Genomic DNA, 13,243 nt, shown 5'->3' on the forward strand with positions numbered 1-13,243 from the left:
TTTACTCATAATGTGTCCACATACGAAAAACCTTTACAATTTTCTCTTCTTTGTAAACTTCGTAAACTAATCTATGCTGAATGTTAATTCTTCTTGAATAGCAACCACTTAGGTCACCGATGAGTTTCTCATATGGAGGGTAAGCTTTCCAGGGATCAGTACTGATTATATTTAATAATAGTTCTACATTATTCTTTAAACCAGCTCGTGCTATTTTTTTAGCATCTTTCTGTGCTTGTTTAGTGTAACTAATTACATACATTTATAAAAAATTACCAATCTAGTTTATCGCTACACTTTTCTATTGGTTCTTTTCGTCCTTCAACTATAGACTTATGCATATTTGGAATAGATAGTAAATATAAAGTTTCTTCCATATTACGATAATCTTCTTCTGAAATTAATACTACCTTGCTTTTCCTACCTTTAATATAAATAGGTTTATGTACTTCGGAAACATAATTCATAAGCTCATAAAGTTTATTTTTTGCTTCACTTGTATTAAATACTTCCATTATGTTTTCCTATTAAAAATCTAATTAGCTTTAATAGCATCGCTACTTAAAATAAATTTCTTTATCTTCTCAAAAGCAGTATTTTCTATTTGTCTAATACGTTCTTTAGAAATATTATATTCACTACTTAAAACATCAAGAGTTTTAGGAGTATCTTGCAATTTACGCTCTGTTAAAATACGTAATTCTCTGGCATTTAAAACTTTCATAGCACTGGATAATAAAGCTCTCTTATGAGTCATATCTTCTTTACTAATGGCTATAGCTTCAGGGCTTGGGCGTGTTTCAGGCAGTAATTCTATCAACTCGCCTGAACTTGCATCATCATTATTTATAGTATTATTTAACGATAAATCAGAACCGGAAAGCCTTATATTCATATCGGACACTTCACTAACTGAAACGCCTAATTCATCAGCGATTTGGACAAAATCATCGCTTGTAATAGCTCTTGAATATAAATTAGTAATTTTATTTTTAATTTTACTGAGGCTAAAAAATAATTTTTTCTGTGCAGCAGTCGTACCCATCTTTACTAATGACCAAGATTTTAATATATATTCTTGAATAGCTGCTTTAATCCACCACATAGCATAAGTTGATAAACGAAAACCAAGCTCAGGATTGAATTTTTTCACTGCTTGCATTAAACCTATATTACCTTCCGATACTAATTCGGTAACAGGAAGACCATAAGTTCTATAACCAGTTGCAATTTTTGCAACTAACTTAAGATGGCTAGTTACTAGCTTATGTGCAGCTTGCAGATCATTCTGCTCTAAATAAGATTTAGCCAGCAAAAATTCTTCTTCTTGCGTTAGCGAAGGAATTTTATTAATTTTCTGTAAGTAGCTATAAAAGCCAGATTCACTAGAGATTGCTAATGCATTAATATTACTAGTCATTACTAACCTTACCAATTAATTTTCTTTATAATATCATATATATGTTCTAAAATAAACTATTTCTAGAGTATTTTTAAATAAAATCAAATAATGTCTAAAAAATCTAATAAAAGCTTAGCGTTTTCCTTGCTAGGACTAATAGTTAGTATGGTACTACTTAGCTTTGCTGCCGTACCGCTTTATAACTTATTTTGTAAAGTTACGGGATATGGCGGCACTACTAATAGAGAAACAGTAAGTATCTACTCTAAAGTCAAAGGAACTAGACCTATAATTATTGAGTTTGATGCTAATGTCGATAAAAATCTACCTTGGCGTTTTATTCCAAGACAGCAGCGAGTCCAGATTGTTCCGGGGCAAAATACTCTAGTTTTTTATGAAACAGAAAATTTAAGTGATAACGATATTATAGGAACTTCAATTTATAACGTTACTCCTAATAAAGCAGGAAAATATTTTGTAAAGATTCATTGTTTTTGTTTCGAAGAACAATTATTAAAAGCCGGCGAGAAAGTTTTAATGCCAGTCACGTTTTATATAGATAAGGATTTTGAAAACGATCCTGAAATGAGAGATGTAAAAGTACTTACCTTGTCTTATAGCTTCTTTAAAGTACGAGATGTGAAAAAATAAGTAATTATCAAAACATAAGATTTTAATTAATTGATTAATTTTATTAAAAACAGTAAAATCTAAGAAAACAATTATTTTTATGATAGTACAGAAAAGTTATATTGATAATAATGGTAGACTTGCAATTCCTATAAAAGTTAGAAAAAAGTTGAAACTCAAAACAGGTGATGAGGTAACAATAAAATATAATGATTCAGAATTAATAGTATCAACTTTTCATTCAAATATAGAAAAAGCCCGAAATATATTAGATAAGTATAAAAATATTGATCTAAATAAAGAATTAAAGCTTATGAGAAAAGAAGATGCAGCAAAAGAATAAATCATTGTTAAAATCAGAACATATTTTACTTGATACTTCAGAAGTAATTACACTTTTAAAAAAAGAGACAGGTTATAAATTAATAGAAGAGATTATAGCAAATAGTAGTATATCAAGCGTTAACTTAAGTGAGCTTGTTAGTGTTCTTGTAAGAACCAATATTCCAATGCATGAAATTGATAAAATAATTACTGATATTGTTCCAACAATTATTCCTTTTTCAAAAGAGATTGCAATAGAAGCAGGTAAGTTAACAAGTTTTACTAAGCAATATGGTTTATCTCTAGGTGATAGAGCATGTATTGCTACTGGTATGTACCATAACATGATTATATACACTACTGATAAAATATGGGCAGAACTGAAAATTAAGGATGCTAATATTAAATTGATTCGTTAATAAAAGTTTTCACTAATCCATTTACGTAATTTAACTATTGGCGAAGTATTTATAAGAGCTGTAGACGGCAATGCTTTACCATTAGTATTAAAATTAATTACTGGATCTATACCATATATGCTGTACCAAGCTTTTAACGGCGAACTATTCGAATTTTTACGATGAAACCAACTTAAAATTGGCATAGTTTCTTCATATTCTATTACTTTAACTGATTGCGGATTTTGGTGATATACAAGGCTAAGCACTGACTGGTCTGAGTGATGCCATTTATATTCGTCATAATTAGGATGAATATTATAATCTTTACCTGAAAGGACTCTAATATCCTCACAACTTTTCAGCCATTTTTCAATAAAAGAGCGAGCAAGCTCAGTGTTCCGTACTACAATAACAGCACTCCAAATATGATCATCATTTCTACATTCTTCATTAAGGCAATTCATCAAGGCAAAGCTTTCACCTTTTACAAAACTGCCGTTTTTACGATCACGATCATGTACCAGTAATACATCATTATTGCCTAACAGATTAGTCAGATTGCTAATATGTTGTTTGATAATAAAAGCTGAATCTAAATATACTATAATAGCTCCCTCGGGAGCATTTTTCATTGTTTCAAGTATGATATAGGGCTTCCATAACCATAAACCCGCTCCTGCTTTTTCATTAAAAATTTCTTGATGTTTTTCAATAAATGTTTGATCAATATGTTTTTTCTTATAATTAAGTATAAAATCTATACCTTTATTGATTGCATAATGACTTGTCGCATTCTGGTTACGATAAATATGTTCTGCACCATCAGCATAAGAAACTAAATAAACAGGTTCTTTCATAGAATTTTGAACTGATAAATCCACTTTTTGCATCGATAAATCATTTATAAAACCTTGGTGGGCATATTCTAAAATAACCAGCACCAAATAAATAAATATTAATGCAGTAACTATTTTACATAAAGTTTTAAGGGATTTTTTATATTGCAACGACATATTATTAGTTTATCAAAAATATATGTTTATAGCATTCTAATATAATAAAAGATAGTAATTTACAGCCTAATCGAGAATAACATTAAAATTTAAATTTTTCATAAATAATTGGTTGTAATTTATCGTAAATCTAGTATAATTTGCTGTTTGTTTAGAAGTTCTTATGATTAACTCAAATGATAGACAGTCTACTTTAGTCGTTGCGATGTCTGGCGGCGTTGATAGTTCAGTGGTTGCTGGAATATTGTGCGAGCAAGGCTATAATGTAATAGGTATTACCCTGCAATTATACGATCATGGTATGGCTACGGCTAAGAAAAATGCTTGTTGTGCAGGTCAGGATATTTATGATGCTAAAATGGTAGCAAATAAGCTTGGCATGCCTCATTATGTGCTTGATTATGAAAGTAAATTTAAAGAATCGGTAATAGATAATTTTGTTGATAGCTATTTGCGAGGTGAGACGCCTTTGCCATGCGTACAATGCAATAAATCCGTAAAATTCAGGGACTTAATCAAAACTGCTAAAGAACTTGGAGCTGATAAGCTTGTTACAGGTCATTACGTACGAAAAATAAATGGTGATAATGGTCCAGAACTTCATATGGGACTTGACCCTTTAAAAGATCAAAGTTATTTTTTATTTGCAACTACTAAAGAACAGCTTGAATATTTGGATTTCCCGCTTGGAGCTCTTACTAAAGACGAGACAAGAAAACTTGCTAGTAAATTTGGACTTGAGGTAGCAGATAAGCCTGACAGTCAAGATATTTGCTTTGTACCTGATGGGAATTATAAGAACGTAATAAATAAAATACGTCCTAACGCAAGCGAAAGCGGTAAAATTTTGCATATAAATGGTTTTGAGTTAGGAACTCATAGCGGCATAATTAACTATACTATAGGACAACGACGTGGTCTTGGCATATCTTACCACGAGCCTTTATATGTGATAAAGATTGATCCTAATAGTAATATAGTATATGTAGGTCCAGAATCTGCGTTAAACGTGCAGGAATTCGTAATTAAGGATGTGAATTGGCTAGCCGGTAGCCTAAAAGATGGCGAGAAGCTGGAAGTAAGCGTTAAAGTCCGCTCAACAAGACCCCCTCGTTTAGCTGAAATAAGTAAGCTTGAGGGTGACAGAATGAAAGTAAAGTTTTTGTCTGAAGAAAAGGCTGTTGCCCCTGGACAAGCATGCGTTATTTATGACGGCACAAGAGTACTTGGCGGCGGCTGGATTACTAGGGATGTCATTCCTGCGTAGGCGGGAATCCAGTCAACTTTAACGTCATCCCGTGGCTTGTCCACGGGATCCAGTGAAAAATACGTAGTATTTTAAATTATTTTTCTGGACCTAGTTCCCAAGCCACGGGGTGACATTAAGTATGATACATAATTCATAAAAAATAAGCTCAATAAAAACAGGAGAAACTAATGAGTTTTTTAAGAAAGAAAAGTTTTGAATCAGTAAAAGAAATAGGTAGCTCGAGCGGTCTTAGTAAGACCCTTGGAGCATTTGACCTAATACTACTTGGACTTGGTGCTATGATCGGTACTGGCGTGTTCGTTGTCACTGGAATTATTGCCGCTAAATATGCAGGTCCTGCTGTTATGATATCTTATGCGATTGCCGGTATTACCTGTATTTTTGTAGCCTTTGTTTACACTGAGCTTGCTGCTATGCTTCCGACATCCGGTAGTATTTATACTTATTCCTATGTTGCATTCGGTGAAGTATTTGCTTGGATGATCGGTAGCGTTATAATATTAGAGCTAGGAGTTGCTTCAGGAATAGTTGCTGCTGGTTGGTCTGGTTACGTACAAGGGATACTCGCAGCTGGTGGAATTGAATTGCCAAAAGCTTTAACCACAGTGCCGACAAATGGCGGTATAGTAAATTTACCTGCATTTTTAATTTCGGTATTTATTGGGTTTATTCTATTTTTAGGTACTAAAGACAGTAAAAAATTAAATGCTATTTTAGTATTTATTAAAATGGCGGCGATATTCGTCTTTATAATTGCTGCTGCTCCACATTTTGATGCAACTAATTGGAGCAATTTTATGCCGTTTGGTTTTAGTAACGTTTTAGTCGGTGCATCAATTTTATTCTTAGCATTTACAGGATTTGGAACAATTGCAACTGCTGCTGAAGAGTGTAAAAACCCAAAGCGTGATATAATGATCGGTATTATCGGCTCGCTCGTTTTAACTACTATAGTATATGTGGGGATGGCAGGTCTTGTTACGGGTATTGCACCTTTTGATCAGTTAAATAATGATCAACCTCTTGCTTATGCTTTAACTATTAACAACAGTAAAATCGGCTCAGCTATCGTTGCAACCGGTGCAGTTTGCGGTATGATGACGGTGTTAATGATGAATATTTATGGTACTTCACGTATTTTTTACGCTATCGCACGTGATGGGTTACTACCAAAAAGCTTTGCAAAATTGCATCCTAAATATGATAGCCCATATATTACAATTATAATATTTGCATCTTTAGCTGCTATTCTTGGAGGATTTTGTTCAACGGAATTATTGACCCAATTAACTTCGATGGGAGCAATTATTGACTACATAACTGTTGCAACAATAGTGTTGTTGTTTAGAACAAGACTACCTAATGCTCAAAGACCTTTTAAATGTCCTTTGGTATATATTATTGCTCCTTTTATTATATGTGCATGTGTATATTTGTTATTTATTCAAGTATTTGATGGTGAATTTAATTTACATACTGCAGGACGTGCTTTATTAATTTGGTTTGTTACGATATTTGTTTTATATATTGTTAGATCATTTTTTATGAAGAAAGAAATATAGTTTACTTCTATCTCATCCCGTGGCTTGTCCACGGGATCCAGTAAAAAATACGTAGTATTTTTAATTATTTTTCTGGACCCCGTGAACGAGTCACGGGGTGACACAGTAGACCTCGACTCTCATCGTTAATAACAAAAAAACAAAACTAGTATAATGACCGATAAACTCCAACCACTTCGAGGAATGAAAGATCTTTTACCGGATGATTATAAAGTTCATGACTATATAATCAAAAAAGCAAAAGAGGTTGGGGAATTATATGGCTATAAGCAAATGAGCACGCCAATACTCGAATATACCAAAGTCTTTAATCGCTCAATGGGTGAAAGCTCTGACGTAATTAGTAAAGAAATCTACAGCTTTTTAGATAAAAGTGACGAATCGGTAGCTCTACGTCCTGAATTTACAGCAGGGATTGTAAGAGCTTTTATCTCAAACGGCTTGCAGCATAAACTACCTCTCAAATTATTTTCTACTGGTCCTGTTTTTCGTTATGATAGACCACAAGCAGGACGTCAAAGACAATTCCACCAGCTAAATTATGAATATTTAGGAGCTAAAGGTGCTATTTCTGATGCTGAAACTTTAAAGCTAGCCGTAGATATACTTCAAAGTTTAGAGGTTTTAGCCGATACTACTTTAGAGTTAAACTCTCTTGGTTGCAGTCAGTCACGTTCTACTTATCAGCAAAAATTAGTAGAATATCTAAACGATTTTAAGGATGAATTATCAGAAGATAGTAAAATAAGGCTAACTAAAAACCCGATGCGGATTCTTGATTCTAAAAGTGAAGTTGATCAAAAGATAGTAGCAAATGCCCCTGTTTTATCGGAGTATTATACTGAGGAATCAAAAAAATATTTCGAAGAGTTATTAAAATATCTCGATATTTTAGGCGTGAAATATACCATAAATGCACGTCTGGTTAGAGGACTTGATTATTACTGCCATACCGCTTTTGAATTCACGACTACAAAGCTAGGAAGCCAATCCACTATTCTTGCCGGCGGGCGTTATGATGGGCTTAGTCGCATCATGGGTAATAACGATGAAATACCAGCAATAGGTTTTGCAGCAGGAATTGAGCGAATAGCCTTGATGCGGGAATATAATATAGATTCGGTAACTCCGATATTTGTATTACCGATAGGCGAAAATAATATTTCACATTCTTTAAAAATAGCTGATCAATTACGCTTGCATAATATACCTGTTTTAATAGAAGTAAGTGGTAAAATGGCAAAAAGAATGCAAAGAGCTTTAAATGAAAATGCCAAATTTATTGTTTTTATTGGTGATGAAGAACAAGCAAATAACAACCTCAAAATTAAAGATTTAGAGAAGCAAGAAGAGTATATTTTGGACTTTTCGAAAACAATTGAGTTGCTAAAAAAGTCTTAGACTTCTTTTATATATTATTGTTACAAAGGGGCTTTGTTACATGGTCGAAAAATATACACAATGTCATTCTTAACAACGGCGAGGATTCAGAAGCCTTTAAATGTTATACCGTGGCTTGGGAACTAGATCTAACTAGATTGCACACGTACAAAACTTATAGTTTTTCCTCGCAATGATGCTAAATAAATTTTAAAAAATAATATATGAAAAAAAAATTATATGAAGGTTCAAGTAAAACCCTATATTCTTCTGAAGAAGAGTTTTTACTTGTAATGGCTTTTTCTGATAAAGCTACTTTAGAAAATGGTGAAATTATTGATGTATCAGGCAAAGGAGTGCTTAATAATAATATCTCTTCCTTTGTAATGAATAAGCTTGAAATGATTGGCATTGAAAATCATTTTATTGAAAAGCTGAATATGAGAGAGCAGTTAATTCAATATGTTGAGATGTTTCCTCTGCAAGTAGTTGTATCTTCTGTTGCGTGTGGTAGGTTTGTAAAAGAATTTGGTATGGATGAAGGCTTTGTATTTGATAAGCCAATAATTGACTTTAAAGTAAAAAGTCGAGAGTTTAAATATCCGATAGTTAATGAGCATCAAATATTAAATTTTGGTTGGTTAACTAAAGATGAAATCAATACAGTTAAAAAGCAAGCTTTACGTATATATGATTTCCTAAGCGGTTTGTTCATCGGCATCGGTATTCGGCTTGTTGAATGCAATCTTGAATTCGGACGGGTATTTACCGGTGAAGAATCTTTGGTAATGTTAACTGATGAAATTAGCCCTGATACTTGTAAATTATGGCATATTAATAGTAATGAAAGACTAGGTTTTGAATTGCTAGAAAAAGATCCAGCTAAAGCTTATGAGTCATATAAATTAATAGCTGATCGTTTAAAAGAAAAATAAGTTAGAATAAAAAATGATAAATATTTCTTTCCCTGATGGGAGTGTAAAACAGTTTGAAAAAAATATTACAGCGTTTGAGATAGCGGTAGTTATTTCAACATCGCTTGCTAAAGCAGCAATGATTGCTGAGATTAATGGCGATCTTAAGGATTTAAGTACTCAAATCGATAATGATTGCCGCTTACGTATTTTAACTGCTAAAGATCCTGAATGTCTTGAAGTTATAAGGCACGATGCCGCACATTTAACAGCAGAAGCGGTAAAAGAATTATTTCCTGAAACACAAGTAACAATTGGTCCTGCTATTGAAAATGGTTATTACTATGATTTTGCTAGGGATAAACCTTTTACTACTGATGATTTAGCAGTTATAGAAGCTAAGATGCATGAGCTTGCTAAAAAGAATGAGAAAGTAACAAGAGAATTATGGGATAGGGAAAAGGCTGTAGAGTTTTTTAAATCGATAGGTGAGCATTACAAAGCTGAAATTATTGCCTCCATCCCGTCAAATGAGCCTATTAGTTTATACAGGCAAGGTAATTTTATTGATTTATGCCGAGGTCCGCACGCTCCATCTACCGGCTTTGTTAAACATTTCAAACTAATGAAAGTTGCGGGAGCTTATTGGCGTGGTGATAGCCGAAATGAGGTGTTGCAGCGTATATATGGTACGGCTTGGGCTACTAAAGAGCAGCTAGAGAGCTATTTATTCATGCTCGAAGAAGCTGAAAAGCGTGACCATAGAAAATTAGGAAAAGAGCTTGATTTATTCCATTTTCAGGAAGAAGCTCAAGGAATGGTATTTTGGCACGATAAGGGTTGGAGTGTATATAATACTATTGAGCAATATATTAGAAGAAAGATTCGTAAGAACGGTTATATTGAGGTTAAAACTCCTGTTTTAGTTGATAAAAGTCTTTGGGAGCTTTCGGGGCATTGGGAAAAATTCCGTGATGATATGTTCGCTTTAGAAACAGACGATAAGACACTTGCTTTAAAGCCGATGAACTGCCCTTGTCACGTACAGATTTTTAAACAAGGTATTAAAAGTTATCGAGATTTGCCGCTTCGTATGTCAGAATTTGGCTTGTGCCATCGTAATGAGGCGTCAGGTGCTTTACATGGTTTGATGAGAGTGCGAAGTTTAGTGCAAGATGATGCGCATATATTTTGTGCGGAGGAGCAAATTACTGATGAAACAGTTAGCTTTTGTAAGTTACTGACAGAGGTTTATAAGGATTTCGGCTTTACTGATATAAAGGTAAAATTCTCTGATCGTCCGGAGGTTAGAGCAGGGAGTAGCGAGACTTGGGATAAGGCTGAGAATGCTCTAAAAGAGGCAGTAGAGAAAGCTGGTTATAGCTATACATTAAACCCGGGCGAGGGTGCTTTTTATGGTCCTAAGCTTGAATTCGTGTTAACCGATGCAATAGGGCGTCAATGGCAATGTGGAACTCTGCAAATGGATTTTGTTTTGCCTGAGCGTTTAGATGCTAGCTATGTTGCAGCAAGCGGTGAGAAAAAAAGACCTGTGATGTTACATAGGGCAATACTTGGTTCGCTTGAGCGTTTTATTGGGATATTAATTGAAGAATATGCCGGGCGTTTTCCTTTATGGCTTGCTCCTGTACAGGTTGCAATAGCTACCATTACAAGTGATTTAAACGATTATGCTTTAGAAGTACAAAAAGCTTTAATTGAGAGTGGCGTGCGAGTTGATATTAATATATCACCCGATAAAATTAACTATAAAATTCGTGAATTTTCCAACCAGAAAGTACCAATGATTGCGGTAATCGGAAAACAAGAAAAAGAGAATAAACAAGTAACTATTCGAAGACTCGGCACTACGGAACAAGAAGTATTATCGATCGAGCAGTTGATAGAGTATATTAGGGAAGAGAACAGTAAGTATATTTAGCTGTCATCCCGTGGCTTGTCCACGGGATCTAGTAATCGTCATTGCGAGGAAAAACTGTAAGTTTTGATGAAGCAATCTCAGGATAATAAAATGAGATTGCCGCACTCACTTTGCTCGTGGCATTGCCTGCGTGGATCGAAAAACATCCGAGGTGTCCATACCGCAGACAAGCCACGGGATGATACCAAGTGCTTTTTTGGAGCTATGCAACAACATCGACATCGCCATGGTATCCAGTAAAAAATATTGATAACCTACATTTTTAAATTATTTTTCTGGATCCCGTGGACAAGCCACGGGATGACATATTCAATAAATGCAATATATATTTCCTTTTAATAATTCTTCAAAATATCATCCTGAAGAATTTATTGTTTCTGAGTCTAATGCTCTAGTTTATAATGCTTTGCAAAATTGGCAGAATAGCTTTGGTGTTAATCCTTATAAACTTACTTTACTAATAAAAGGACCTGCCTCTTCAGGCAAAACCTATCTAACCAAAATATGGCAAAATTTAAGCAATGCTTATATAATCAAAGATATTTTTTTTGATGATAAGATTTTAGCAAATCATACTGCTTTCATTATTGAGGATATAGAAAATTGGCAGGAAACAGCATTGCTTCATCTATTTAATCTTATTAATGAAAAGCAAAAATATCTTTTACTTACATCTAATAATAAAGGTAAAAATTTTACCTTACCTGATCTATCATCACGTATTAATTCTATATTAAATGTTCTGCTTTATCCTCCTGACGATGAATTAATTAAAATTTTAATATTTAAACATTTTGCTACATCTTCTGTAACAATATCACAAATAGTAATAGATTTTTTATTAGTGAATTTGCCTAGAGAATATAACAGAATTTTAGAAATATTAGAGTATATCAATAACTTTGCGTTAACTTCTAAGAGAAAAATAACTATTCCATTAGTTAAAGAAGCTTTAAGTTTTGTAAATATTTCTTACTAATCCTTTACTTTTTTATTGACTTACATATAAAAAAATATAACTCTTTTTTGCAGTTTATTTTTTTATAAAGGAATTATGTTAGGATATCAAAAAGAGCAGACAAGTTTAAGTAGAAAACAAAAACAGGCTATAAGTTTATTATCTATAGGAAATTTTTTAGAATATTTTGATTTGATGTTATATGTTCATATGGCTGTATTACTTAATAAAATATTTTTCTCTCCTGATAATCTTTATTCAGTAAAAGTACTTTCTGCTTTTGCGTATTGTTCAACATTTGTATTTAGACCTTTTGGGGCATTACTATTTGGCTAGATAGGGGATAATATAGGGCGTAAACCGGTAATTATAATTACGACTATAATGATGGCTTGCACCTGTATTGGTATGGCTATTCTTCTTTCTTATGATGAAATAGGTTTTGCTGCTACAATAATGGTTACACTTTTTAGAGCTATTCAAGGTATTTCCTCCTCTACTGAGGTAGTTGGTGCTCAACTTTATATTACGGAAATGGTAAAACCTCCTATGCAATATCCTGCTGTAGCGTCAGTCACAATTTTTTCTACCCTTGGAACTTTAGCAGCACTTGGAGTAGCTACTATCGTAACTTCCGGAAATTTAAATTGGCGTTATGCTTTTGTATTTGGTGCGTTGGTAGCTATTACCGGTACTATGGCACGTACAACGCTTAAAGAAACTCCTGACTTTATTGATGCAAAGAGAAGAATAAAATCTAGTCTAGAAAAAACCGGTTTAGACCCAAAACAAATCGATAATAATGATATTTTAAAACAAAAAACGAATTTAAAAACTTTTATTTCTTATTTTGTAATTCAATGTACTGGACCCGTATGGCTTTATTTTGCTTATTTTTACTGTGGAAATATTTTAACAGAAAATTTTGGATATAGTCCTGCTGAAGTAATTAAACATAATTTTTTTATTTCAATTGGAGATGTTATCGGTGGCATATTATTAACTTATCTTAGTTATAAAATATACCCTTTAAAAATATTAAGAACAACATTTTATATTTTTGTAATATTTCTTTGTTTTTCACCTATAATAATGCAGAATTTAGCTCCTAATTATTTAATGCTAATTCAATTATATTTTCTTATATTTGCTCCTGGTTATTTTCCAGCTACGGCAATTTTTTATAAACATTTTCCGGTATTTAAACGCTTCACGCATACTAGCTTTATATTTGCTATATCACGTGCACTTATGTATATCATTACGTCATTTGGGCTTGCTTATTTAACGGAAATTTTTGGATATATTGGAATATTAATGATTATGGTGCCTGTAACAATATTCTATTATCTAGGATTACGCCATTTTGAAAAATTAGAAAAACAGGTTAATAATTTTAATATCGCTTGAGTTTAGTACTAAAAATAAGTGATAAAGGTAAGAGGCA

15 protein-coding genes are annotated in these 13,243 nt (G+C 33.0%); 11 read left to right on the plus strand and 4 right to left on the minus strand.

Going from position 1 to position 13,243, the window contains the following annotated elements; translation table 11 throughout:
- Nucleotide 1 precedes the first annotated feature (1 nt).
- The 3 genes from RBE_RS02740 to rpoH are packed head-to-tail and all read right to left on the minus strand — an operon-like array spanning nt 2 to nt 1,420.
- The gene (locus tag RBE_RS02740; RefSeq protein ID WP_011477196.1) at nt 2-262 is read right to left on the minus strand and encodes a Txe/YoeB family addiction module toxin; all 261 of its coding nucleotides are present in this window, start codon (nt 260-262) and stop codon (nt 2-4) included.
- 10 nt (nt 263-272) lie between these two features.
- Nucleotides 273-515 carry a type II toxin-antitoxin system Phd/YefM family antitoxin gene (locus tag RBE_RS02745; protein ID WP_011477197.1) on the minus strand — a complete coding sequence of 81 codons (243 nt, stop codon included), beginning with the start codon at nt 513-515 and terminating at the stop codon, nt 273-275.
- A gap of 20 nt (nt 516-535) precedes the next feature.
- Nucleotides 536-1,420, minus strand: coding sequence for an RNA polymerase sigma factor RpoH (gene rpoH, locus RBE_RS02750; RefSeq protein ID WP_011477198.1), 885 nt, complete (start codon nt 1,418-1,420; stop codon nt 536-538).
- A gap of 90 nt (nt 1,421-1,510) precedes the next feature.
- On the opposite strand from rpoH, the gene RBE_RS02755 reads away from it, so the two are divergent.
- From RBE_RS02755 to RBE_RS02765, 3 genes are all read left to right on the plus strand, one after another.
- Nucleotides 1,511-2,053 (plus strand): cytochrome c oxidase assembly protein, encoded by a 543-nt coding sequence (locus RBE_RS02755; protein ID WP_011477199.1) that lies wholly within the window; start codon nt 1,511-1,513, stop codon nt 2,051-2,053.
- A 79-nt stretch (nt 2,054-2,132) separates the two neighbouring features.
- On the plus strand, nt 2,133-2,375 hold the full coding sequence (locus RBE_RS02760; protein WP_011477200.1) for an AbrB/MazE/SpoVT family DNA-binding domain-containing protein: 243 nt from the start codon (nt 2,133-2,135) through the stop codon (nt 2,373-2,375).
- Nucleotides 2,359-2,775, plus strand: coding sequence for a type II toxin-antitoxin system VapC family toxin (locus tag RBE_RS02765; RefSeq protein WP_011477201.1), 417 nt, complete (start codon nt 2,359-2,361; stop codon nt 2,773-2,775). The genes RBE_RS02760 and RBE_RS02765 overlap by 17 nt, the downstream gene beginning before the upstream one ends.
- On the opposite strand, the gene RBE_RS02770 is transcribed toward RBE_RS02765, so the two are convergent.
- Nucleotides 2,772-3,770 (minus strand): hypothetical protein, encoded by a 999-nt coding sequence (locus RBE_RS02770; protein ID WP_011477202.1) that lies wholly within the window; start codon nt 3,768-3,770, stop codon nt 2,772-2,774. The two genes, RBE_RS02765 and RBE_RS02770, sit on opposite strands and share 4 nt — an antisense overlap.
- Nucleotides 3,771-3,933: 163 nt before the next feature.
- Here RBE_RS02770 and mnmA point away from each other — a divergent pair, with 163 nt between their 5' ends.
- The 8 genes from mnmA (at nt 3,934) to RBE_RS02810 (ending at nt 13,206) form a co-directional block, all read left to right on the plus strand.
- A complete protein-coding gene (gene mnmA, locus RBE_RS02775; RefSeq protein ID WP_011477203.1) occupies nt 3,934-5,037 on the plus strand; it encodes a tRNA 2-thiouridine(34) synthase MnmA in 1,104 nt (367 codons plus the stop codon).
- 170 nt (nt 5,038-5,207) lie between these two features.
- A complete protein-coding gene (locus RBE_RS02780; protein ID WP_011477204.1) occupies nt 5,208-6,602 on the plus strand; it encodes an amino acid permease in 1,395 nt (464 codons plus the stop codon).
- Nucleotides 6,603-6,755: 153 nt separating this feature from the next.
- On the plus strand, nt 6,756-8,003 hold the full coding sequence (gene hisS / locus RBE_RS02785; RefSeq protein WP_011477205.1) for a histidine--tRNA ligase: 1,248 nt from the start codon (nt 6,756-6,758) through the stop codon (nt 8,001-8,003).
- A gap of 203 nt (nt 8,004-8,206) precedes the next feature.
- Entirely contained in the window at nt 8,207-8,917 is a 711-nt protein-coding gene (locus RBE_RS02790) for a phosphoribosylaminoimidazolesuccinocarboxamide synthase (RefSeq protein ID WP_011477206.1), read from the plus strand.
- A 13-nt stretch (nt 8,918-8,930) separates the two neighbouring features.
- Nucleotides 8,931-10,838, plus strand: coding sequence for a threonine--tRNA ligase (thrS, locus tag RBE_RS02795; protein ID WP_011477207.1), 1,908 nt, complete (start codon nt 8,931-8,933; stop codon nt 10,836-10,838).
- Between the two features lie 316 nt (nt 10,839-11,154).
- The gene (locus RBE_RS02800; RefSeq protein ID WP_011477208.1) at nt 11,155-11,817 is read left to right on the plus strand and encodes an HdaA/DnaA family protein; all 663 of its coding nucleotides are present in this window, start codon (nt 11,155-11,157) and stop codon (nt 11,815-11,817) included.
- Between the two features lie 75 nt (nt 11,818-11,892).
- The gene (locus RBE_RS09130; protein WP_011477209.1) at nt 11,893-12,132 is read left to right on the plus strand and encodes a hypothetical protein; all 240 of its coding nucleotides are present in this window, start codon (nt 11,893-11,895) and stop codon (nt 12,130-12,132) included.
- 12 nt (nt 12,133-12,144) lie between these two features.
- On the plus strand, nt 12,145-13,206 hold the full coding sequence (locus RBE_RS02810; RefSeq protein ID WP_228368767.1) for an MFS transporter: 1,062 nt from the start codon (nt 12,145-12,147) through the stop codon (nt 13,204-13,206).
- The last annotated feature ends 37 nt before the right edge of the window (nt 13,207-13,243 follow it).

This window comes from Rickettsia bellii RML369-C (assembly GCF_000012385.1).
Taxonomy (GTDB): Bacteria; Pseudomonadota; Alphaproteobacteria; order Rickettsiales; family Rickettsiaceae; genus Rickettsia; species Rickettsia bellii.